Source organism: Silvanigrella paludirubra, assembly GCF_009208775.1.
Classification (GTDB): Bacteria; Bdellovibrionota_B; Oligoflexia; order Silvanigrellales; family Silvanigrellaceae; genus Silvanigrella; species Silvanigrella paludirubra.
In genome coordinates, this window is the sequence record NZ_WFLM01000005.1 from 433,617 (window position 1) to 456,433 (window position 22,817).

20 protein-coding genes are annotated in these 22,817 nt (G+C 29.8%); 13 read left to right on the forward strand and 7 right to left on the reverse strand.

Features of this window, described 5'->3' with window-relative positions:
• Window positions 1–115: 115 nt before the first annotated feature.
• The 3 genes from GCL60_RS15205 to GCL60_RS15215 form a co-directional block, all read right to left on the reverse strand.
• The gene (locus GCL60_RS15205; protein WP_153421523.1) at window positions 116–1,726 is read right to left on the reverse strand and encodes an aldehyde dehydrogenase family protein; all 1,611 of its coding nucleotides are present in this window, start codon (window positions 1,724–1,726) and stop codon (window positions 116–118) included.
• 157 nt (window positions 1,727–1,883) lie between these two features.
• On the reverse strand, window positions 1,884–2,936 hold the full coding sequence (locus tag GCL60_RS15210) for a hypothetical protein (RefSeq protein WP_153421524.1): 1,053 nt from the start codon (window positions 2,934–2,936) through the stop codon (window positions 1,884–1,886).
• A 103-nt stretch (window positions 2,937–3,039) separates the two neighbouring features.
• Complete coding sequence (locus tag GCL60_RS15215) at window positions 3,040–4,272, reverse strand: KamA family radical SAM protein (RefSeq protein WP_153421525.1); 1,233 nt, start codon at window positions 4,270–4,272, stop codon at window positions 3,040–3,042.
• Window positions 4,273–4,463: 191 nt separating this feature from the next.
• On the opposite strand from GCL60_RS15215, the gene GCL60_RS15220 reads away from it, so the two are divergent.
• From GCL60_RS15220 to GCL60_RS15275, 12 genes are all read left to right on the forward strand, one after another.
• Window positions 4,464–5,753 carry an FtsX-like permease family protein gene (locus GCL60_RS15220; RefSeq protein ID WP_153421526.1) on the forward strand — a complete coding sequence of 430 codons (1,290 nt, stop codon included), beginning with the start codon at window positions 4,464–4,466 and terminating at the stop codon, window positions 5,751–5,753.
• Window positions 5,754–5,770: 17 nt separating this feature from the next.
• Complete coding sequence (locus tag GCL60_RS15225) at window positions 5,771–6,460, forward strand: ABC transporter ATP-binding protein (RefSeq protein WP_153421527.1); 690 nt, start codon at window positions 5,771–5,773, stop codon at window positions 6,458–6,460.
• A 123-nt stretch (window positions 6,461–6,583) separates the two neighbouring features.
• Window positions 6,584–9,004 (forward strand): outer membrane protein assembly factor BamA, encoded by a 2,421-nt coding sequence (bamA, locus tag GCL60_RS15230; RefSeq protein ID WP_153421528.1) that lies wholly within the window; start codon window positions 6,584–6,586, stop codon window positions 9,002–9,004.
• A gap of 44 nt (window positions 9,005–9,048) precedes the next feature.
• Window positions 9,049–9,663 carry an OmpH/Skp family outer membrane protein gene (locus GCL60_RS15235; RefSeq protein ID WP_153421529.1) on the forward strand — a complete coding sequence of 205 codons (615 nt, stop codon included), beginning with the start codon at window positions 9,049–9,051 and terminating at the stop codon, window positions 9,661–9,663.
• A 5-nt stretch (window positions 9,664–9,668) separates the two neighbouring features.
• Window positions 9,669–10,679 carry a UDP-3-O-(3-hydroxymyristoyl)glucosamine N-acyltransferase gene (gene lpxD / locus GCL60_RS15240; RefSeq protein ID WP_153421530.1) on the forward strand — a complete coding sequence of 337 codons (1,011 nt, stop codon included), beginning with the start codon at window positions 9,669–9,671 and terminating at the stop codon, window positions 10,677–10,679.
• A gap of 23 nt (window positions 10,680–10,702) precedes the next feature.
• Window positions 10,703–11,182, forward strand: a complete 480-nt coding sequence (fabZ, locus tag GCL60_RS15245) for a 3-hydroxyacyl-ACP dehydratase FabZ (protein WP_153421531.1) — start codon at window positions 10,703–10,705, stop codon at window positions 11,180–11,182.
• Window positions 11,179–12,003 carry an acyl-ACP--UDP-N-acetylglucosamine O-acyltransferase gene (lpxA, locus tag GCL60_RS15250; RefSeq protein ID WP_153421532.1) on the forward strand — a complete coding sequence of 275 codons (825 nt, stop codon included), beginning with the start codon at window positions 11,179–11,181 and terminating at the stop codon, window positions 12,001–12,003. The genes fabZ and lpxA overlap by 4 nt, the downstream gene beginning before the upstream one ends.
• A 3-nt stretch (window positions 12,004–12,006) precedes the next feature.
• Window positions 12,007–13,239 (forward strand): lipid-A-disaccharide synthase, encoded by a 1,233-nt coding sequence (gene lpxB / locus GCL60_RS15255; protein WP_153421533.1) that lies wholly within the window; start codon window positions 12,007–12,009, stop codon window positions 13,237–13,239.
• Window positions 13,236–14,975: an ABC transporter transmembrane domain-containing protein gene (locus tag GCL60_RS15260; protein WP_153421534.1), complete on the forward strand. Its 1,740-nt coding sequence runs from the start codon at window positions 13,236–13,238 to the stop codon at window positions 14,973–14,975. The genes lpxB and GCL60_RS15260 overlap by 4 nt, the downstream gene beginning before the upstream one ends.
• Window positions 14,968–16,203 carry a tetraacyldisaccharide 4'-kinase gene (locus GCL60_RS15265; protein ID WP_153421535.1) on the forward strand — a complete coding sequence of 412 codons (1,236 nt, stop codon included), beginning with the start codon at window positions 14,968–14,970 and terminating at the stop codon, window positions 16,201–16,203. The genes GCL60_RS15260 and GCL60_RS15265 overlap by 8 nt, the downstream gene beginning before the upstream one ends.
• Window positions 16,204–16,217: 14 nt before the next feature.
• On the forward strand, window positions 16,218–16,667 hold the full coding sequence (locus tag GCL60_RS15270; protein ID WP_153421536.1) for an NUDIX domain-containing protein: 450 nt from the start codon (window positions 16,218–16,220) through the stop codon (window positions 16,665–16,667).
• An 84-nt stretch (window positions 16,668–16,751) separates the two neighbouring features.
• A complete protein-coding gene (locus GCL60_RS15275; RefSeq protein WP_153421537.1) occupies window positions 16,752–17,465 on the forward strand; it encodes a substrate-binding periplasmic protein in 714 nt (237 codons plus the stop codon).
• Between the two features lie 10 nt (window positions 17,466–17,475).
• Here GCL60_RS15275 and GCL60_RS15280 read toward each other — a convergent pair whose 3' ends face one another.
• Genes GCL60_RS15280 through GCL60_RS15295 form a run of 4 tightly spaced genes read right to left on the reverse strand, consistent with a single transcriptional unit; the run spans window position 17,476 to window position 21,796 of the window.
• Window positions 17,476–18,087 carry an NUDIX hydrolase gene (locus tag GCL60_RS15280; protein ID WP_153421538.1) on the reverse strand — a complete coding sequence of 204 codons (612 nt, stop codon included), beginning with the start codon at window positions 18,085–18,087 and terminating at the stop codon, window positions 17,476–17,478.
• Window positions 18,087–19,325, reverse strand: coding sequence for a small ribosomal subunit Rsm22 family protein (locus GCL60_RS15285; protein ID WP_153421539.1), 1,239 nt, complete (start codon window positions 19,323–19,325; stop codon window positions 18,087–18,089). The genes GCL60_RS15280 and GCL60_RS15285 overlap by 1 nt, the downstream gene beginning before the upstream one ends.
• A gap of 7 nt (window positions 19,326–19,332) precedes the next feature.
• Window positions 19,333–20,349, reverse strand: coding sequence for an endolytic transglycosylase MltG (gene mltG / locus GCL60_RS15290; protein ID WP_153421540.1), 1,017 nt, complete (start codon window positions 20,347–20,349; stop codon window positions 19,333–19,335).
• A gap of 1 nt (window position 20,350) precedes the next feature.
• Window positions 20,351–21,796 carry a hypothetical protein gene (locus GCL60_RS15295; RefSeq protein ID WP_153421541.1) on the reverse strand — a complete coding sequence of 482 codons (1,446 nt, stop codon included), beginning with the start codon at window positions 21,794–21,796 and terminating at the stop codon, window positions 20,351–20,353.
• Between the two features lie 61 nt (window positions 21,797–21,857).
• Between GCL60_RS15295 and nadC the strand changes: the two genes are divergently transcribed.
• Entirely contained in the window at window positions 21,858–22,814 is a 957-nt protein-coding gene (gene nadC, locus GCL60_RS15300; protein ID WP_161998243.1) for a carboxylating nicotinate-nucleotide diphosphorylase, read from the forward strand.
• Window positions 22,815–22,817 lie beyond the last annotated feature (3 nt).

The window sequence follows — 22,817 nt, forward strand, 5'->3', positions numbered from 1 at the left end:
ATTTAAATCTTCTAAGAAATTAATGGTGTTCTATTTTTTTAATTCATTTTATTTTATAAAGATATATAATAGAATATAAAAATTGAGATAATTTTTAATTATCTCAATCTATTTGTTAATATTGGCTTATTTTATCTAATGCAGAGGCAGTAGTTGATTTTAAATTTCGTCTTGTAATCGTTCCTTGAGAAATAAAATTTAATAAGTACCACTTGCCGCCAGCTTTGCCATTGGTACCACTCGCTCCATCACCACCAAAAGGCTGCATATTTACTATTGCTCCCGTTGTTTTTCTATTAACATAAAAATTTCCTGCAAGTTGGCTTAAAACAGGAACCGCTTGTTCAAGAAAATTTTCATTTTTGCTAATGACACTTCCTGTTAAACGATAATTATGTTGCTGAATAATAGAAACAGCATCTTCAAATTTTTTATATGTCCTAACTGCAATGACTGGTCCAAAAATTTCTTCACTTAATAATTCATGTTTATCGACATAAACTTCAATTATAGTTGGTGACACATAAAATCCATTGTTTTTTTCATAGGTACCGCCAGCAATAATTTTGCAATTTTTATCATTTTTTGCGCGATCAATATAAGATGTTATTTTGTTAAACTGGCGTTCATTTATTACAGGACCAACATCACATTTTCTTTCAATTGCATTACATACAATAAGTGAATCTGTTTCCTTAAGCAAAGCACTTCTCAATTCAGGCCATATTGTTTCATGAATTAAAGCAACACTGTTTGCAGAACATTTTTGTCCGCTTCTTCCAAATGCACCCTGAATAATACAACGAGCGGTATCAATAACATCAATATCGGAGTCGGCAACAAGAAAGTCTTTTCCGCCTGTTTCCGCAACGTAACGTGGAAAATTCGCACGAGGATATTCTGTATTGTATAGATAATTTCCAAATGCTCTTGCCGTTTGAAAACTTCCTGTAAAATTAACTGCTGTTAATTCAGGATGAGTTAATACTGTGGGGAGACACGGTTTACCATCACCCGTAATCATATTGATTACACCAGGAGGAAAACCCGCTTCGTCTAAAGCAAGCATTAGCATATAGCCACTCATAACAGCATCGTCAGAAGGTTTCCAAACAACCGTGTTTCCTGTTAATGCCATAACCAATGGCAAATTATAACCAATTGCTTGTGGAAAATTAAAAGGTGTAACCGCGCATGTAAAACCTTTTAATGGTCTCATTTGAATTTGATTTGTCTCACCCCATCCATCTCCAAGTTGTTCAGATAAAATGTCTGCATAAAAATAATTGTTGAATCTTACAAAATCCATAAGCTCAGCCCATTCAACATAAGTCTCATAGGAATTATATCCACACTCCACACTGGAAACGGCGCATAGTTCATATTTCCATTTTAATAAAATATTTTCTAAATCACGAAATTTTTGAATTCGTGTTGCTGGAGATAAGGAGGCCCATTTTTCTTTTGCGTTAAGAGCGGCATCAATAGCCAATTGAGAATGTGTAGCATCAGCTTGTTGATAACTTCCTATGGCTTCTCCATTGGAAGGATTTAAATTTTTTACTTTATTTTGAGAAAAAACTTTCTTTCCATTAATTATCATTGGAATATCTAAATTTCTTGGAACTTTTTTTACAGCCTCAGAATATTTTTGCCATTCTTGATCTGAATCTTTTGGATTGATAATCATTTCATTATTAGGAACTTTTAAAGATAACTTAAACATGAGAACGCCTCCTGAAGGTCACACTAAGAAATTAGGATACACAAAATATTCATATTACAAGAGAGAGAATTCTACAAGAAAGTTCAAATTTATAGAAATACAATACTAAAATATATAAAAATGCATTTGTTATATTAAATTTATATAGTTACTTAAATTATATTTTGGAATACTGCTGACCTGAAACAGTTTGTTCAAGCCATTTTTTTTCATTTGGAAAATCCCAAACACTAACTAATTCATTTTTTCTATAATCAAAATAACAAGCTTTTACAAAGCCAGGTGTAACAATAACTAATGGATCCTTTGAACCAACCGTATGTGAATTCATAATTGTGATTTTAATATTTTTATTAAATTCTTCATATGGATTCCAATAATATATTCCTCCATGTTGAGCTTGAAATCGAGGACTCAACATTAAATCTTTAAGTAGTGCTTTATTTTCAATACTAGCAGGAGAAACTCCATTAATTCCAGCAAAACAAAATAGGTCATGATCTCCGTATATTTTTTGCCCTGGTTTTGATTTTAAAAATAGGAAAGGCTCTTCAACATAAACGTGCTTAGAGTATTTACCGCCAGGTTGATATAAAGCATTTTCTTCAATATACTCATTTGTGCGTAAGTAAAAAATATTTTCAATTTTATTCATATTACAATAAAAATAATCAACGATTTTTTCAGTCACACTTCTATTTTTAAATACTTTATTTAATTTTTCTCTTTTTATTTTCCATAATTCTTTTTTAAATTTTTTAAAATCATTCAATGATAAATTATGCCCTGATGGATTATAGTGAACAACAGAACCAATATCACGTATTTCAATATTTTCATGTAAAAAAGTATCATCAAATTTACTAGTTTTATTTTTAATTTCCTGAGGTTTTGTTGGGTTTCCTGACTCATTTGCCATAAAAGCAACAGGAGTTGTTGGGCGTATAGCAATTGAAGTCATATATTTTTTTGCAAGGGCAAAAGCTTCATGAAGCGCAAATATTTCAATCGAAGATAAGATATATTCTTGTTCTGCTTGCCTTTGTAACTGAGTTAAATTTCTATTTTGGTTAAAAAGATAATTTTCTAAAAAATCATGATTTATTTTAATATTATGGTCATCATTGCCCTGATGAACAAATTCTTTAAAATAATTTCGTCTTAAATTAATATTAGTTTTTAACTTTAACATTTCAAATGGGTTGGTCATAAATTCACCTAATTTTAAATCCTATCAGTTATATAGGAATTTAAAATTATCTCATTCTTTTTTTAAAGACAAAAAACAAAAAAAAATAATCTAATATTTTTAATTAAAATTTATTTTCAGAATGAATACGGTGAGCTGAAGGAAAACTTTTTTCTTCTAAAGGCCTTTGCGGGACATAACCGTCTAAAGGAGAGGGCTCTGCCCAGGGTTCTGTTGTTAATTGCTCTAAAATAACACTGTCACCATCTCTTGCAATCACATGATTTGGCGATAAAGGAATTTTCCCGGTTGGAGTATCAAGAACATATTGAGGATTTGCAAAACCTGTTGTGGAACCTCTTAGTCCTCTCATAATATCCAAACCTTTTTCTAAAGGAATTCGAAGATGTTCAGTTCCATCAACAATTTGGGGGTGATAAATATAATAAGGACGTACACGAATTTTTACAAGACCTCTAACAAGATCTCGCATTTTATCGACATCATCATTTACATTTTTTAAAAATACAGATTGATTTCCAACAGGTATTCCTCTTTTTAATAATGTATCAATTGCAGATGCTGCTTCAGGAGTTAATTCTTGGACTGAATTAAAATGGGTATTAATCCAGATTGGATGATATTTTGCAAGCATATCAGCAAACTCTTCGGTAATTCTATATGGCAAGGAAACAGGGGTTCGAGTCCCAAATCGAATAATTTCGACATGTGGTATTTCTCTTAATTTTTTTAATAAATTTTCAATACTAGAGTCGTGAGCTATAAAAGGATCGCCTCCCGTAATTAAAACATCTCTAATATTTTTATTTGAGGCGATATATTCTAAACCTTTTTCAATAATACGAGGATTAAAATGCAATCCTTCTTCACCATCTCTTCTTTTTCTAAAACAATATCTGCAATAAACGGGGCACAACTGGGCAACACACCAAGCAATACGATCTTTATAAACATGAACAACTTCTTTAACAGGAGAGTTATTCACTTCCTTCAAAGGATCTGCTACACCATATTTATCTTTTAACTCTTCCATTCTTGGCATTAATTGAAGCCTAACAGGATCAAGCGAATCATTAAAATCAATTAATGAAATAGAATAAGGACTAATTCCAGCATGAAATTGTTTTTTTAATTCTTCAAAGGCTTGTTCTTCATTCTCTGAAATCTTTAAAATAGAAGCAAGATCATTTGCAGATTGAACTTGAAATTTCATTTGCCAACGCCAATTAACAAAAGTTTCTTCAGAAACTCCAAACAATTGGGCCCCTACTTTTGTAATACTTTTTTTATTAGTAGCTGTTCTAAAATGAAGTTCATTAGGTGCAATGAAAGGCATACTTATTTTCTTTCTCAAAGATCTTTTAATTAAACCCAATAATTACTTAATTTATCAAGCTAAACGAAAAACTCAAATTAAGGGGCTTCTCCTTTTTAACACTTCCATCTTGTACACGATTGCTGAACCTTGTAAACACTTATTGAAGCTCATTGAGAGTCCTTTAAACACTTTTTATTGGAATCTAATTCATGTCAAAAAAATCAAAAGCAATTCGATTTCTTCTTTATAGATATCTTGTTACTCCTTGGGCGAGCAGATCTAAAAGAAATGCGTCGTCTATTGGAGTTTTATTACCAGTTTTAGGTGTTGCTATTGGCGTTTTTGCTTTTACTGTAGTTTTAAGCGTTATGGGCGGATTTACAACAGATATAAAATCTCATTTACTTAATTTACAAGCACATATTGAAATTATTTCAAAAGAAAAAGGCAAACAAATTCCAGAATCTTCTGAACTTATGGACAAAATAAAATCATTTTCTGATGAAATCCTTTCTGTATCGCCATATCAAAGCGGAGATATTATTTTACAAGCAGGAAACAAGGGCGTTTTAGCACGACTTGAAGGCATTGAACCTGAATTAGCAGAAAACACGCTTAATATTCAAAAATTTCTATCTAATGAAATTAGTTTAAATGTTTTAAAAAAGAAAATACCTGCAGATAATATAATTAACTCCGATCTTTTTCCTACGGTCATTATTGGTCAAGACTTAATGCTAAATTTAGGATTAAACATAGGTGATAGTTTAACTTTAGTTTCCACAATTCCTGATGATGGTCCAGGTGGAATTGCACCAACTCAATTTCCAGTTGTCATTGCAGGAACAATTAACTCTGGAAGTTTTGCTTATAATCAAAAAGTAGTCTTAAGTTCTTTAAAAATTGCAAATCAATTTTTTCAAACTGAAAACAATTGGCTTGGATTACAATTAAAATTAAAAAATCCATTAGAAGTTGAAGCTTTCTCTAAAAAACTTGATAAATTAATAAACCCACTCGGATTTAGAGCAAAACCTTGGACCGAATCAAATAGCGCTCTCTTAAAAACTCTTACTTTAGAAAGATGGGGAATGAGTTTTGTTATGATGATGATTATTCTTGTTGGGTGCTTTAGTATTTCTATTTCACTTCTTCTTTCAATTAGAAGAAAATCTAGTGAAATGGCAATTTTAAGAAGTATGGGTTTTGAACAATTAGATCTAAGTAAACTATTTCTTTGGCAAGGATTCTTAATTGGATTAACAGGAGTCATTATTGGTTTTATTTTAGGAGGAATTTGTCTTTACTTTATTCATAATTATCAAATTCCTTTTATAACCAGCTCTTATTCATCAAAACCATTGCCAATTTTAATTAATAAATTCGATCTTATTTTTATTTCGTTTGGAAGTGTATTTTTAGCAATGCTTGCAGCTGTATGGCCAGCTATTGAAGTAAAAAATTTAGATATAATTGAAATATTATCTGTAAGAAATTAAAATAAACTGGAGAAATTGTGCTTGCTGTCAAAGTAGAAAATCTAAAAAAAATATATAACTTTGGTGAACAAAATTTAAATGCATTAAACGACGTTTCATTTCAAGTAAATAAAGGAGAAATCGTTGCTATTATTGGAGAAAGCGGCTCAGGGAAAAGTACATTACTGCATATTCTTGGCACTTTAGACTCACCAACTTCTGGAAATATTTTAATTGATGGAAAGAATCCATTTGACAAAAACGATAAAAATGTAAGTTCATTTAGAAATCTTCATATAGGATTTATATTTCAACATAATAATTTACTCCCAGAATTTAATGCTCTTGAAAATATTATTATGCCAGGTCTTATTGCTGGATTTCCTGAAAAAAAAGTAAGAACAAAAGCAGAAGTTTTACTTGAAAGTGTTGGTTTATCAAAAAGAAAAAACCACTTTCCTAGCCAGCTGAGTGGTGGCGAACAACAAAGAGTAGCCATTGCTAGAGCTCTTATTAACGATCCTGTGCTTATTTTAGCAGATGAACCCTCAGGAAATTTAGATTCTAAAAACGCAATGATAATCCATGAAGTATTCAAAGAAATAAACAATAAGTTTGGCTCAACTGTCCTTATAGTAACGCATAATACTGAGTTTGCAGATGCTCTTCCAAGAAGAATCCGCTTAAGAGATGGCATGATAATTTCGGATGATCGGAACAACTCATAAAACTCTAACTTTCTATCAATTTATTTCCAGAGGAGACTCAAAATTTGCAAAATCACCTTAGATAGTGAATAGTGCAGCTTTGTTGATCACTTTTCTGGCCTTGTTCATGCGAGTACCTTTGAAATGCCTGGTTTAAAAAAATACAATTTTCTTAATCATAAAACTATATACAGTTTAACAACAATTGCCTTGATGATTTCTGGAAATGCTTTTTCTCAAGCTCCATTGCAATTTCCTACACAATGGGAACAGACTTCTGTTTCTAAAATAACAATAGTTGGAAATAAAACAGTAACAAATGAAGCTATTTTAAATTTAATGACGATTAAAGTTGGAACAAAACTAACTCAATCCTTAGTTTCAAATGATATTAAAAGTATTTTCGGAAGTAGTTATTTTCAAGATGTTAAAATAGATAAAACATCAGATAATGAATTAATCATATCTGTTGTTGAAAAACCAACGGTAAACGATATATTTTATGAAGGATTTGACATCGTTTCCGCTTCTTCTGTAAAAGATAAAATTTTAACAAAAAAATATACCATAGTTGATGAAAAAAAGCTCTCCCAAGATTTAAGATCTATAGAACAGGCATATACGGAAAAAGGTTATTATCTTTCAAAGCCCACTTATACTCTTGAGCAAACAGAACAAGGCTCTGTAAATGTTGTTTTTCAAGTTAAAGAAAACAGACCCATTCAAATTAGAAAAGTAGATCTCTTAGGTAACGAATACTTTAGCGATTCTGAATTACAATCCTTTATGGCAACAAAACCATTTTCATGGATGTCAATATTATCGTCATCAGGTCTATATAAAGACGAGTTTATAGCTGCAGATCAACAAAATATTACTTATTATTATAGAGATAATGGTTATGCCGAAGCTACTGTTGCTTCACCTCTTTCAAGACTCGAAAAAAACAAAAGAGATATTGGCGTCTCTTTTTTCATTGAAGAAGGCGAAAGATTTAATATCGGTAAAATAACAATTAGCGGTGATCTTATTGATTCAGAAAATGAATTAAAGGAACAGTTATCTTTAAAAGAAAATGAAATTTACCGCATTTCTAAATTCAACTCAGATATGAAAGCTCTTAAAGTTATTTATGGCGATAAAGGCTATGCTTTTGCATATGTTTATCCAACATTTAATATAGATAGAGTTAAAAAACTTTATGATATAAATTATAATGTTACTAAAGGCGAAAAAGCATATTTTAGAAAAATTACCGTTGAAGGAAATGTGAAGACAAGAGATAACGTAATAAGACGTGCTCTTCGTGTTTCGGAAGGACAACTATTTAATTCAACAAAGTTAGATAAAAGTAAAATAAACGCAGAAAGACTTGGCTTTTTTGAAACTGTGCAAATTATTCAAGAACCCGATCAAGCAAATAATGCAATGGATCTTAAAGTCATAATAAAAGAAAAGCCAACTGGTAAAATTTCGGCATCACTCGGCGCATCTCCCGATGTATCTGGATCAGGTGTTACCTTTTTTGGTCAGGCACAATATCAAGAGCCAAACTTACTAGGTAAAGCATATAATATAGGATTAACTGGACAAATAAGTCCAAACCAACAAGACACATCAAAGTTTAACTATTCTATTGGCGTCAATTTTGGAAATCCAAGTATTTTTGATAGCCCCTGGAGCTATGGACTTGGTGCAAATTATTCGCATAATGTAACTTCATTAACTTCTAGCTCTGCAATTAATAAAGTATATATTACCCAAGTTGTTAAGTCAGCAAACGTAAGTGTTGGACGCGAAATTATTGAAAACCTAAGATTCAATTTAGGCTATTCTATTTCTGATACAAGCACGGATCCAAGCGTTCCTTTAACTGCTAAATTTAGTGCTTCTGGAACAACTGAAAAATTTATTCAAAACTTAACTTATGATGCAACAGATAACTATATTAATCCTACATCAGGTTTGTTTTTATCAGGAACAAATTCCATTGCATTTAAGGGCTACTGGGGTCAATACACTTTTGGTTCAAGTTCTGCATTAATATCAGGATATATCCCAGTTAATTATAGTGAAAATTTTAAAACAAACTTTAGACTCGCATTCCAACCTAGATTTGTATATCAAATTAAGGATGATCAACCCGTACCAATTTGGGAAAGATTATCTTTGGGTAACTCATATTTTATGAAAGGTTATTCAAGCGCAGGCGAAAGTATTACCTCAACAATACCTGTTACGATATCTCCTATTACGGGCCAAACTGTAAATTTAAATTTTGGTGGTAATAGAAGCTTTTATTCAACTATTGAATATTTTCTTCCCGTTATTCCTCAAGCAGGTCTCCGTTTTGTGACTTTTGCGGAAGCCGGAACTGTCCTAGATGACTATGATTCCTTCAGTGCTGATAAAATTAAATATGACATTGGATTTGGATTTAGATGGACAACACCTATTGCCCCATTTAGATTTGAATGGGCATTTCCAATTGATAAAAATGGCCAAATGGGTCAAGCACATTTTATTTTCTCTATTGGATCTGACAGTTTCAGCAATAATATGTAATATTTAAGAGTTTAGAATAAAATCATAGCGGAGGATTTCACATTATGTCATCAAAAATAAAAAAAATAACATTTCTTGCTTCAGCTTCATTATTTTTATCTAGTTTTTCTTTAGATATGGTTTCTGCTTCTGAAGCGAGGGCTCAGTCTCTCAATTCATCTAAGCTAAAAATTTGTGTTGTGAATGTACAAACAGCAATTTTACAAACAAATGAAGGAAAAGCAGCAAAATCAAAAATAGAAAAAGAAGCTGAAAAAGATCGCCAAGACATTCTAGCAAAACAAAATCAACTTAAAAAAATGGAAGAGGATTTCCAATCTCAACAATCTATTTTATCCGATTCCGATAAATTAGCTAAGCAAAAAGAGTTTCAAATAAAGTTACAAGACTATCAAAAATCCCAAATGAGTTTTGAACAAAAAACACGTAGCAAAGAACTTGCAGCTACTCAAGAAATATACCAAAAAATAACCTCTATTGTTAAAGAAACAAGAAAAAAAGAAGAATGTTCCATGGCTTTTGATAGTGGCGCAGGTGTTTTATTAGATGCAGATGATGTTAAAGATATCACAAGCAAAATTGTTGAAAAATACAACTCTGTTTATAAAACAACAGATAATACCACTGATAGTAAAAAAGAAAACAAGAAAAAAGGCTAAATCTTATGACTTCTATTTCTATTCGTGAAATCATTTCTCAGGTAACATGTGAAGCTATTCCACATAATGATGATTTAAAATTTATAGGTGTTTTACCTTTAAACCATGCAACAAAAGATCATATTTCATTTTTAATTAATGATAAATATTATGATGAGACATTGACATCAAACGCTGGGGCAATTATTTGCTCAAAAAAATCTGCTGAAACTTTATTAGGTAAAACTAAAAGTATTTTACTGGTAAGTGATAATCCTCATGCTACACTTGCAAAAGTATCACAATTTTTCTTTAAACCTAAGCATCCTTTTTCTGGTATTTCGGAACATGCCATAATTGATGTTTCTGCAGAAATTCACCCAAGTGCAACCATATTTCCTTTTGTATTTGTTGGTCCAGGAGCAAAAATTGGGGCAAACTCAACTATTTACTCAGGTTGTTTTATAGGTGCTGCAAGCACAATTGGTACAGATTGTCTTTTATATCCAAATGTTGTTATTCGTGAAGGTTGCAATGTAGGCGATCGTTGTATTTTTAATCCTGGGGCTGTTATAGGCGGAGATGGATTTGGATTTGCACCAACTGAAAAAGAAAATATAAAAATCCCACAAATTGGCGGCGTTCAAATTGCAAATGATGTTGAAATTGGAGCAAATGCGACAATCGACAGAGGAGCAATGGCTGATACTAAAATAGGATATCAAACTAAAATTGATAATTTAGTTATGATAGCTCATAATGTTGTTGTTGGTGATTTTTGCTTTATTGCTGCACAAACAGGAATAGCAGGCTCTTCCATCGTAGGAAACCGAGTCATAATGGCTGGACAAGTTGGCGTTGCTGGTCATTTAAAAATTGGAGATAAATCTATTTTAACTGCGCAAAGTGGCATATCAAAAAATGTGCCTGCAGGTGAAACATGGGGAGGCTCTCCAGCTAGAACATATAAAGAACATGCAACAACAATTGCAACAATAAATAAAATTGTAAAACAAGCGAATAAAAAGAATAATTAATTTTCAAAGGGGATAGATTCATAATGGGTAGTATTTTTGATAAAATAATAATGAACGCAGAAGAAATAAAAAAATGTTTACCTCATAGAGATCCTTTACTCCTTATTGATGTTGTTCATGATTTAAAACTTGGTGAAAGTATCATTGCAAGCAAATTATTAACTAAAGACGATCCTGTTTTTAGAGGTCATTTTCCTGATAATCCAGTTTATCCTGGAGTTTATTATATTGAAGGAATTGCTCAAGCAGGTGCTATTTTAGCTTTTTTAACAAGAAATGATAAGGGAATTACAGAAGAAAAATTAGGATTTTTATCTTCCGTAGATGAAGCACGTTTTCGCCGCCCCGGATCACCAAATGATAAAATCCGCTATGAAGTAGCAATAGAAAAAATGCGCGGACCTTTTGTTTGGATGAAAGGAAAGGCATATATAAATGATGAAATAGCTGCTGAATGCAAGCTTTCAATTGCTATAGCGCCTAAAAAAGGATTAAATAAATGACAAATTCTTCTGTTAATATCCACCCAACCGCAATTATTGAACAGGGCGCAGAAATTGACACAGGTGTTAGCATTGGGCCATATGCAATAATCGGAAAAAATGTAAAAATTGGTAAAAACACAAAAATTCATTCTCATGCTTTATTAGCAGGTCATACTTATATTGGAGAAGATAATGAAGTTTTTAGCTTTGCGTCAGTAGGAAATAAACCTCAAGATCTAAAGTATAAAAATGAACCTACACTTCTTTTAATTGGAAATAAAAATATCATTCGTGAATATGTTACTTTACAGCCAGGAACGGTTCAAGGTGGTGGAAAAACCACAATTGGAAATGAAAATTTATTTATGGCTTATTCACATGTTGCTCATGATTGTTCTGTAGGCAATCAAAATGTTTTTGCAAACGGAGTGCAACTCGCTGGACATGTAACAATACATAACATGACAGTTATAGGTGGCCTCTGTGCCGTTCATCAGTTTGTACACATAGGCGATATGGCGATGCTTGCCGGAGGTTCCTTAACTGTAAAAGACATTCCTCCATACTGCATGTCCGAAGGTGGTCGCGCTATACTAAGAGGCCTTAATATGGAAGGCATGCGTCGTAGAAATGTTTCAGCAGAAGCTAGAAATGCGGTTAAAACAGCTTATAAAACTTTTTTTCTAAAAGGGCATCCAACAATAGAAGAAGCATTAAATTCTATTTCTCATTTAATGACTTTTCCTGAAGTTGAAAAATTTGCGAATTTTATAAAAAATTCAAAACGAGGTATTGCTCATCCAAACGTAACAGGGAAAGCAACTCCATCAGAAGAGTAACAAATGCAATCTAATTTAAATGGTGGAATCTGCATCATTGCTGGTGAAGCAAGTGGTGATGCCCAAGGAGCTCTTCTTGTTAAAGCTCTAAAAGAAGAATATCAAAATAAAAATGTGAATGAAAAAACATTTTGGGGTTCTTCTGGCCCACTAATGCGTAAAGAAGGCGTTGAAGACATTATCAAAGTAGAAGACTTAGCTGTCTTTGGTCTTGTAGAAATAATTTCACATTACCCTGTAATCTCAGCTTGCTATAAAAAAATATTAAATGAAATAAAAGTAAGAAAACCAGAGGCTGTTATCTTAATAGATTATCCTGGTTTTAATTTAAAATTATTACAAGATGTTTATTCTTTAGGTAACACGGTTATTTATCATATACCTCCCAAAGCTTGGTCACACGGTAAAAAAAGAACAGAATTATTAAAAAATTATTGTCACCTTGTAACAAGTATTTTACCTTTTGAAACACAATTTTTTAAAGATAATGGTGTAAACACATTTTTTGCCGGGAATCCTTTAAAAGATAATGTTGATGAATATTTATCTAAAAATAAAACAATAAAAGTTCCATTTAAAATTGGAATTTTACCAGGTAGCAGAAAAAATGAAATTCAAAAACTTTTACCAATTTTAATTGAATCTTTTGTTATGCTGTCTGAAAAAGAATCTAAAATAACAGGAGCAATTCCAATTGCTCCGACGTTGGATCCTAACTTTGTTAAAGACATTGCATACAAAAGTGCATCAAATCTTGGTTACACAAAAGAATGGATTGATCAAAAAATTTCTTTTGGCGTTGGAAATGCCTATGAAGTTATGTCAACTTCAAGCTATGCATGGGTCTGCTCAGGAACTGCAACTCTTGAAACTGCATTTTTTAACACCCCAATGTGTGTTATTTACAAAATATCTCCTATAACTGCATATATTGCTAGAAAATTAATTTTTATTAAATATGTTTCTTTAGTAAATTTAACTGAAAATTCGGAAATAATTCCAGAGTATTTACAAGAAATGGCAAAACCAATATATCTTGTAAATCATGCTTTAAAAGTTTTTCATGACAAAGATTATGAAACAAAAATGCTAATTAACTTTCAAAAAGTTCAAAATGTTTTTCCAAAAAATGCCGCTAAAAATGCTGCGCAAGAAATAATAAAATGTATTGATAAATATAATGTCCCAAACTTAAATAAATTTAAGTATCACAGAGAAAATCGGACAGTAAAATGAAAAAGGACCACAAGGGATCATTTATAAAAATAGTTTGGAATTCTGGCAAAAAAGATATTCTCATAGGTGTGCCTTGGCTTCCATTATATTCTTTGTCTGAAATTACTTTAGCTTTATCTGCTACAAGTTTAATGAAGTTATTATTTTTTACAACACCTCGTATACCCGTATCAGATTTAATTCCAGGTAATTTAAAAAATTATATACAATTTAATCAAACTCTTGATAGAAAAGATATTATATTTATAATTCCATTAATTATTATTGCTGCTTCATTTGTTAAATTAATAAGTGGTTTTATGAGCAGCTATCTTACAGAAAGAGCTGGTCATAAAGTTGCTCATTCCTTAAGAGAAGAAATGTTAAAAGGATTTTTATCTTCTCCTGGTAACAAACTGGATCAAAAAAATCCTGATTTTATTGCAAATCAACTCATGCAAGATACAACTCTTTTGCAAGCGGCCATTAGTAAAGGAACCATTAGTGCTATTCGAGACACCTTAGTTTTGATTGGTATTATTATAACAATGCTTTTAATATCGTGGCAAACATTTTTAATTGGATGCTGTATTTTTATTCCATTGGGTATTACTCTAAAAAAAGTAGCTCAAAAATTAAATTATTACACACGAGAAAGCCAAAAACATCAAATTGGAATATCGACACGTTTGCTTTCAAGCCATAATGGTTTATTAACAATAAATGCTTTAAGAAGTCATGAAAGAGAAAAAATAGATTTTGAAGAAACAAATATTAAAAACTATTTTATAATGAAAAAAAGTTTATTTGTTCGAACTTTTTTTACTCCAGGAATGGAGTTTTTTGCAACATGCATGCTAGCATTTGTATTTGCATGGCGTCTTAATTATGTAGGTGATTTTGAGGCAAGTACATATTCATCTATGTTAATTTTACTTGCATTTTCATTTAAATATATCAAAAATATTACAGGTTCTATTACTTTTTTCAGCGAAATCCGTGTTGTTTTACAAAGAGTGCAATCTTTTTTAGGGGATTTCTCTAATTCAAAACTGATAAAACCTTCACCTCTTCCTAGTTACGCAAAAGAAGCTATTATTGCAAATCAAGTTAGTTACGTTACTGAAAATGGAAAAGAAATATTAACAAATTGCTCTATCACAATTCCAAAAGGATTAAAAATTGCTTTTGTTGGTGAAAGCGGTGCGGGAAAAACAACTTTTTTAAGAGCTCTAGCTGGATTAATCATTCCAACTCAAGGCAATATATCTATAAATCCAGATTTCTTATTAACTTCACAGACTCCTTATATTTTTAGAGGCACTGTTAAAGAAAATATTATTTATGCTGAACGATCTTTACCTGAACATATTGCAGAAGATAAAGCGAAAGATCTCATTATTGCTTTAATGCTAGCTTATTCAGAATCTGGATCAAAACTTATCCTAGATAAAAATTTAGGTTTTCTTGGTGATGGTCTTTCTGGAGGAGAAAAAGCGAGAATTGCACTTGCAAGAACTCTTTTTGCTTCACCAAAGTTAATTTTATTAGATGAACCAACAGCGAATTTAGATGCTCAATCTGCTGAGTTATTTTGGAAAGCAATTGATAATTGGAAGTCTAAAAACTCAGAACATACAGTTGTGGCCGTTTCACACGCTATACATGAAGTTAAAGATTTTGATCTTTGTTTTATTTTTGAAAATGGAAAAATAATAAATCAAGGTAATCCAAAGGAGATTTTATCGCATGCCTGAATCAATAGGGCAAAAAATCCGAAATCAATTAGACTTACCATTATATAAAAAAAACATTATTTTTTGGATAATTTCCCCATTATTAATTATATTATCAATTATAATTCATTTTTTTTCAAAAAAAAGAAGAGAAATTTCATACCCTAATAAAAATATTCTCAATATTAAAGAGAATTTAAATAATGATTATTTTCATATTATTTGTGTAGGCAATATAATAATTGGGGGAACTGGAAAATCGCCCGTAGTCCAAAAAATGGCACAAACTTTTTTATCTCAAGGATATATAGTTGCAATAGCTTCACGCGGAATTGGACAAAATATAAAAAATATTTATGTTAATAATTTATCTGATATTAATGACATTAATCATCTTTCCGATGAAAATAGAGAACATTTTGAAATTCTAAAGAAACATTCAAAAAAAGAAAGTATTTTTTATGTTTTACAAAACAAAAGAAGATTATTATCTCTTGAATTCCTAATAAATGAAATAAAAACGAAAAACACACTACATAATTTAAAATGCGTAGTAATTCTAGATGATGGTCTTCAACATTTTGAATGCCCTAGAGATATAAATATATGCTTGTGGTCAACGGATATACTTCAAAATAGTCCTTATTTTTGTATGCCTATTGGCCCTTTTCGCGAAGGTTATGGAAAAAAATCATTCCAAAATTTATTATTAAGTTTTAATTATAGATTTTGGTCAAGAACAAGCATTATAAATATTGAAATTTACAAACAAAAAATAAAAGAGTGCTTAAATAAATTTAGTCTTGAATTAAGCGATAAAGATATTATTATAACATATTTAAACTCTTATTTTATGTTAGAAATAAAAAATAATTCAATTCATATTGGCAAAGAAGTTTCTATTCCTGAATTAAATCTAATTTTTGAATCACAAAAATCAATAGGATTTATTGCAGGAATCGCAAATCCAAATAAACTATTTCTTGATTTAAAAAATACTTTTAAAGTAAATAAATTAAACTCAATTTTTTTAGACGATCATGGAAAATTAACAAAAAAAGCAATAGAATTAATAAACACTTCAGACTCAATTATTTTCACATTAAAAGATTTTTTTAGATGGTGTCAACAACCTGTATTTTTAAATATGATAAAAAATAAAAATATAATATTATGCTCAATTGAAGTTTCATTTAGAGGATTAGATAACGAAGAAATTGATATAATAAAAAAAATAACTTCTGATTAAAAGGCAAATTTAAAATGTTTAGACAAAATGTAGCCGCTCTTATAAAATTTAAAGATAAATATGTTGCATGCTTTCGCTCTGATCATAGCACTTGGCAAAATGTTCAAGGTGGAATTGAAGATTCAGATAAATCTCCATTAAAAGCTATAATTAGAGAAACCAAAGAAGAGCTAGGACTAGAAGAAAATGATTTTAAAATAATTTATCAATCAAAATACTGGCGTCGTTATTTTTTTCCCAAAGAAATATTAAAAAAGGAAAGATTTAAAGGGAATATAGGACAAGAACAACTATGGTTTTTAATTGAATTAAAAAATTTCAACTCAATTAATTTAGAGAAATCAGTAGGTGAGTTTCAAAAAGTTGATCTTTTTGATATAGAAAGATTTTTAGAAACATATTCAAAATGGAAAAAACCTGGATTTTATGATTTTTGCAGAGAACTTGGAGTGATTAAATATTGACATTCATACATTTTAAAGTTTTCTTAAGAAGATATAATTAAAGTATTATTTTTTATTTATTTTTTCATAAAAGGAACATTTAAAATGAAATTATGCTTATTTATTTTAAGCATATTATTATCAAATCTGGCATTTTGTTCGTCAAATGATGAATTAAAAATAGTTACAGAAAACACACCTCCTTATATTTATTTAAATACATCAGGAAATCCAGACGGATTACTTGCTGAAAGAGTAAACAAAATTTTATCTGTACTAAAACTAAAAAATAAAATTCAAATCCTACCTTGGGAAACTGCTTATAATAATGCATTAAATTATAAAAATACAATGATATTTCCACTAGCTAAAAACAAAGAAAGAGATAAGCTGTTTAAATATTGTGGAGTTATTATTAATGTAAGAACATATTTTTATAAATTAAAATCAAGAAATGATATTATAATTAATTCATTAAATGATGCAAAAAAATTCAGAATTGGTGTTGTAAAAGAAGATATTAAATATAAATTTTTAGCTGAAAAAGGTTTTATTAACTTTGAGATTGCAGCATCAACTGATCTAAATATTTTAAAATTTATTGGAAAAAGAGAAGACTTAATTGTAGGAAGTGAATTAAGTCTTCAAGAGCAGTTAAAAAAAATTAATATATCTTATGATATTGTTGAAAAAGTTTTTGAATTAAAAGAGCTTGATGGTAGAAGGTATCTTGCTTTTAACAAAAATACTTCGGATGAAGTTGTAAATAAATTTAAAAAGGCGACTAAATTAGTTTATGACTATGATAAGGAATTATAATTAAAAAAATCTATAATAATGTTTCAATCCTAATTAAAAAGTCTTTTAGAATATTTCCGGTTGCTCCCCAAATATCTATGTCGCCAACATTTTTTATATTCATTGGAAAATGCCAAACACGTCTCTTTAATTGCATAATACTTCGCTCTTCACTCCAGCTATTAATATTTAATAATTCTTGAATTGAAAGAGGAACAATAAAACTAACTTCATCTTCATTACATCTCAAATTTTTATCATCTATAAATAAAGAGCAAAACGGAACTATATGATAGCCTGAACGCGCAAATGAATCATTTAATTTAATAGTAGATAAAATTTTAGAAGGTTCAAGGGCGATTTCTTCGTTCGCCTCTCTTAATGCAGTTTGTTGTGGACTTTCACCATGATCAATACGGCCACCTGGAAAAGAGACCTCACCTGCATGCTCTTTTAAATGCCCTGATCGGATCGTAAAAATTAGTTTCCAATTTAATATATTTAAAATTTTATTTTCAAAATCAATCCTTGGACATAAAACGGGTATTAATATTGCTGAACGTCTTGATAAATCAGGAACATCTTCATATAATCCATTAATATGTTCAATTTTTTTAAAAATTTTAAGTATATTATTTGGCATTAATTACGTTCTTTAGCTCTCATGTATAATTCAGAACTTTCTTTAATTCTTCTACCACGACGATACTCTTTCTGACTGGGATCTGCAATAACAAATGCAGATTCTAAATCCCCATTACTTGTACATAATAAAATTTTATTTAAACCATTTTCATGTTCAGACATTTCTAAAAATTCGGCATTCTCACCAGAAACTAAATTATTTGCAAAATAATTTAGTTGCGCTTTATTTCCTTTAACATCAATACTAAATTCATCACTAACACATCTGGCAAAATATTTCTCTGCAGAACGCACTTTATTTTTTTGTAAAAATAAATAAGAAAAATTTAATTCATAGTGATCTACTTTTGAAAATTTATCAATTAATGAAAGAGTTTTAGGTGGATTCCAAGCATGTCTAAACCAACACCAATCTTTCCTTGTTGATTTAAAAGATAAAGGACATGATTTTTTATGCGCACATGGGGAAATAATTTCGCAATTTTCTGCCGTTTCAATAAATTCATCTCTTAGTCCACCAAGTGCTTTGGAATGAAGTTCTTGGCCAGGTTCCATAATTAAAACAACACCACCCTCTTCTGTTTTTGAATAAAGGGTATTTAATGTTTTCAGGCGATGTTTTTCTGGGATTTCATTAAAAATATTAATACAAAGAACAATATGAGCTTGTTTTGTTATTTTTTCAGCTGAAGTCAATCTTTCTATAACAATTTGCGTATCTGGAAAAGTAGAGTTTTTAATAAATTTAGAACCAAACTCTACAATTTTTTCAGAGCGATCAATTGCATAAATAAATAGTTTTTTTGGAGCTACTAAATTTGGATTTTTAGAAAATATATATTCTAATAATGAGATAATTCCAACCGATCCACTTAATGGTCCACAACCAAAATCTGCTATAATTATTTCTTCTTTTTCAATAGAAAATAAACTTTCAATCGCAAAAATATTTTCATCTTTTACTAAAGTCGAAAAAACTCTTTCAATATTTGGTAATAAAAATGAAGAAACATAGGATTGAAGACCTATTGCGGACTCCATATAATGCTTATCAAGTTTGTCTCTATCCTGATTAAAATGACTCCATAGTCTTTGAACATGCGAAGCAAGGCTTTGGGCAGCTCCTTTTTTTTCTTGACCATCTTTTGAGTATATGCCCAAATAATTTTCCCATTCATCCATATATTTAGATAAATTTAAAAAATATTTACCTTCAACTTCGTAAAAATTCCTCATTCTATACTTATTCCTTTTGTCTATTTGCTTTTAAAAAAATGACATATTTCCTTACAGCAATATTATGATCTTTTAGATTTTGACTAAAAATATGAGTCCCATCACCTTTGGCTACAAAATAAAGATCTTTTGATATTGGATTTAATGTGGCTTTCAAGCTTGCAATCCCAGGGCTCGCAATGGGCCCTGGCGGTAACCCATAATTTGTATATGTATTATAAGGTGTAGGTGTTAGCAAATCTCTTTTTGTAATAGTTCCTTTATATTTGTTCCATATTCCATAAATTACGGTTGGATCAGCCTGCAGCTTCATTTTAATTTTAAGTCTATTCCAGTAAACTCCTGCCACTCTTTCTCTTTCAGAAGAAACAGCAGTTTCTTTTTCGACAATAGAGGACAAAGTTATATATTCTAAAGGGGTTAGACCTAGTTCTTTTGCTTTCTGAAGCATTTCTGATGTTACATTCTTTTTAAATTCAGAAAGAATGGATTTTATTACAGATCTTGGAGATAAATTGGGATCAAATACGTATGTTTCAGGAAATATAAAACCTTCCAAATTTACTGCATTTATTTTAAGTCCTAAAAAAGGGATAAATTCTTTTGAATTTATTATTTCCAGCCAATTTTCTTTTTTTGTTTTAGGAAAATCTTGAGCTAATTTTTCAGAAATTTGATAAATATTTAGCCCTTCTGGAATTGTTACTTTTATTGTAACAATATCCCCTTTTACAAGTTTATTTAGGATTTCTTCTGGAGATACATCCTTATTAAATCGATATGTTCCAATTTTTAAATTTCCGGTTAAGTGCATTATTTTTGCATAATCAATAAAAATCTTTGGATATCTTAAAACATTTAATTTTTCTAAATCATACGCAACCCTCATAAATGTAGAGCCTTCCTGTAAATGATAATCTACAGTTTCTAAATTTAAAGGGTTCGGACTTTTAAACCAATAAAAAATATATCCAACAAAACCAACAAATAGAAAGAAAGATAATAAAAATAATTTTTTTAGCATATTATATGTTCCACATCTTTTTTGCTATTGATTTTCTAATATTATTTATATTTGGAGCTATTCTAACAACACTTGAATCCCATATTTTATTTGAAATTCCATAATATTCATTTAAAATATCATTTAACTCTATTTTATTTATTTCCTTTATTTCATCATTTATAGCTCTAAAATATTTATTATTTTTATTAATAAAATCGGAATAAATAAATATCCGAGGACATTTTTCTACTCCATATTTTCTTCTTTGTGATACTCTATTTGTTAATAATGCATGGTATTTTGAATTATGTTTTTTCTCATTTGTTTGGAACCAAAAAGAAGTTCCAGTATATCCTAAATGACCGTAAACTTTAGATCGATTTTCTGGCCAATTTTTTAACCCAGCAGTTGATTCTTTCGAACTTGGAGTATCTAATCCAAATACAAATCTAACATTTGCATTACTCTCATAGTTAACTTCATCTAAAAATTTGCTTTGCGAAGAAATAATTTCTTTAGTAGCTTTGGTAACATCAATAATATTACCAAAAAAACCTGAATGCCCTGATACTAAATTATTATTTTCACTCATTGAGGAAAGTATATTTGAATTTGTGTCATTTACAAAACCAAAATTTAATTCTTTTAGTTTATCAATATTAATATCATCATTATAATATGAAATATATGGATAATAAGGAATACTATTTTTTGATTTTTGAGGAGATAAACTTGAATGAAAAAAATTTGATTCTAATTTATCATTTATTAAATCTACAATTTGTATCCAGTTTTTATCTCTCATAAAAAAAGATTCTATTAGTCTTGATAATATATAATAATTAACATCAGAATAAATATATTTCCCAAAGTCATCATTATTAAAAGATTTAATACAACTTGAATTTAAATTACGTTTAAAATTATGTAAGTAATTTTTATCATTTATATCTAAATTTGTATGATAAATATTTGGATCTGTATGATGGGATGTAGAAAATTGAAACCATTTAGCACTCCCCATCCAAAACCAATTTTTAGCTCCAGAGTAATGAGAAAGAAAAGAGTTTAAACAAAAATTATTTTTACTATTTAAAATATATTGAAATAATTTTTCATTTTCTTCTAAAATATTTTTATTTAAAAACAAATCATTTATTGGCGTATTTATTATTTTTATAAAATCTTGTTTAAATAATTCTCTTAAATAAAAATTTAAAAAAAAGGGTTTGGTAAGACTTGATAAATCAAAAGTCGGATGATAAGAGAAATCAATATTTTCTGAATTTTTTTTAATATTTAATTGACATTCATCTGCCCAAAACGCAGATAGTGCAGCTTCATTATTTGATAATGACCATGATGTAAATATTCCTTTTTGCGCTTCGATTTCAAGTTCTTCAAGAGATTCCAAAAATATTTTTGGAATATGCGTTTGTAAGCATTTTTGTATTGCTAAAATCATGATATGAGTACCCCTGCCTTGGATGTCCAAGGCATTAAAATTATCTCTAATAGGGTGCACTATGGATCACACGAAAGTAAAGCCTCGCTGTCCTTTTTTGATGCCAAAAAACGAGCTAACTCAAAACGATTTCATACATTTTTGCACATCAAAGCTTGGAGTTACACCAAACCGCATCCTAAAAGATATTCTACAATGGCTTGAAGAAGATCATGGTTCTGGAGACCCTACTTTATTTGCCGCTATGGACAAAAACCAAACTGCAGAGTTTTATATTGTAGCAAAACAAGATTTTATTCTTTCTGGTTTACACATGATGCAAGAAACATTTTATCAAGCATCAGGAGGAACGATTAAACTCTATTCAGACTGCAATGATGGTGATTTCATTAAAAAAGGCTCCGTTGTTCTTGGTGGCACTGGCAGTGCAAGTTGCATTTTACTAGCAGAACGTGTTGCTTTAAATTTATGCTCAAAAATAAGCGGTATTACTTCTAAAACAAAAACAATTCTGCAAGAAATTCGTAAATATTCAAGTAATATATCTCTATTAGAGACAAGAAAAACAACTCCTGGTTTAAGAATTTATGAGAAATATGCCACTCGAATTGCTGGAGCTCGAAATCATAGACATGGCCTTGATACGGGAGCTATGTTGAAAGAAAATCATTTAAGAGCAATTGGTTCAATTGAAGAATCTCTCGATAATTTATCAAAAAATATACCAATATTAACTAAAATTGAAATTGAAGTTACAAATTTAACTGAATTTAGAGCTGCTTTGAAAAAAGGAGCTGATGTTATCATGCTTGATAATTTTTCTGAAAAAGATGTCCTACTTGCAATTAAAGAAAAAAATAAACTTAATCAAAATATTAAAATTGAACTTAGTGGAAATTTAGATGAAAAAAATATTGAAGAAATATCAAAACTAGGTGTCGATTTTCTCAGCATGGGAGCTTTAATTCATAAAGCTATTTGGGTTGATATGAGTTTACAACTCTATTTACCTCATTAATTA

What these genes read in the sequence shown, in the direction of transcription:
- GCL60_RS15205 (WP_153421523.1), bottom strand. Translation starts at nt 1,726, where the DNA reads ATGTTTAAGTTATCTTTAAAAGTTCCTAATAATGAAATGATTATCAAT.
- GCL60_RS15210 (WP_153421524.1), bottom strand. Translation starts at nt 2,936, where the DNA reads ATGACCAACCCATTTGAAATGTTAAAGTTAAAAACTAATATTAATTTA.
- GCL60_RS15215 (WP_153421525.1), bottom strand. Translation starts at nt 4,272, where the DNA reads ATGCCTTTCATTGCACCTAATGAACTTCATTTTAGAACAGCTACTAAT.
- GCL60_RS15220 (WP_153421526.1), top strand. Translation starts at nt 4,464, where the DNA reads ATGTCAAAAAAATCAAAAGCAATTCGATTTCTTCTTTATAGATATCTT.
- bamA (WP_153421528.1), top strand. Translation starts at nt 6,584, where the DNA reads ATGCCTGGTTTAAAAAAATACAATTTTCTTAATCATAAAACTATATAC.
- GCL60_RS15235 (WP_153421529.1), top strand. Translation starts at nt 9,049, where the DNA reads ATGTCATCAAAAATAAAAAAAATAACATTTCTTGCTTCAGCTTCATTA.
- lpxD (WP_153421530.1), top strand. Translation starts at nt 9,669, where the DNA reads ATGACTTCTATTTCTATTCGTGAAATCATTTCTCAGGTAACATGTGAA.
- fabZ (WP_153421531.1), top strand. Translation starts at nt 10,703, where the DNA reads ATGGGTAGTATTTTTGATAAAATAATAATGAACGCAGAAGAAATAAAA.
- lpxA (WP_153421532.1), top strand. Translation starts at nt 11,179, where the DNA reads ATGACAAATTCTTCTGTTAATATCCACCCAACCGCAATTATTGAACAG.
- lpxB (WP_153421533.1), top strand. Translation starts at nt 12,007, where the DNA reads ATGCAATCTAATTTAAATGGTGGAATCTGCATCATTGCTGGTGAAGCA.
- GCL60_RS15260 (WP_153421534.1), top strand. Translation starts at nt 13,236, where the DNA reads ATGAAAAAGGACCACAAGGGATCATTTATAAAAATAGTTTGGAATTCT.
- GCL60_RS15265 (WP_153421535.1), top strand. Translation starts at nt 14,968, where the DNA reads ATGCCTGAATCAATAGGGCAAAAAATCCGAAATCAATTAGACTTACCA.
- GCL60_RS15270 (WP_153421536.1), top strand. Translation starts at nt 16,218, where the DNA reads ATGTTTAGACAAAATGTAGCCGCTCTTATAAAATTTAAAGATAAATAT.
- GCL60_RS15275 (WP_153421537.1), top strand. Translation starts at nt 16,752, where the DNA reads ATGAAATTATGCTTATTTATTTTAAGCATATTATTATCAAATCTGGCA.
- GCL60_RS15280 (WP_153421538.1), bottom strand. Translation starts at nt 18,087, where the DNA reads ATGCCAAATAATATACTTAAAATTTTTAAAAAAATTGAACATATTAAT.
- GCL60_RS15285 (WP_153421539.1), bottom strand. Translation starts at nt 19,325, where the DNA reads ATGAGGAATTTTTACGAAGTTGAAGGTAAATATTTTTTAAATTTATCT.
- mltG (WP_153421540.1), bottom strand. Translation starts at nt 20,349, where the DNA reads ATGCTAAAAAAATTATTTTTATTATCTTTCTTTCTATTTGTTGGTTTT.
- GCL60_RS15295 (WP_153421541.1), bottom strand. Translation starts at nt 21,796, where the DNA reads ATGATTTTAGCAATACAAAAATGCTTACAAACGCATATTCCAAAAATA.
- nadC (WP_161998243.1), top strand. Translation starts at nt 21,858, where the DNA reads ATGGATCACACGAAAGTAAAGCCTCGCTGTCCTTTTTTGATGCCAAAA.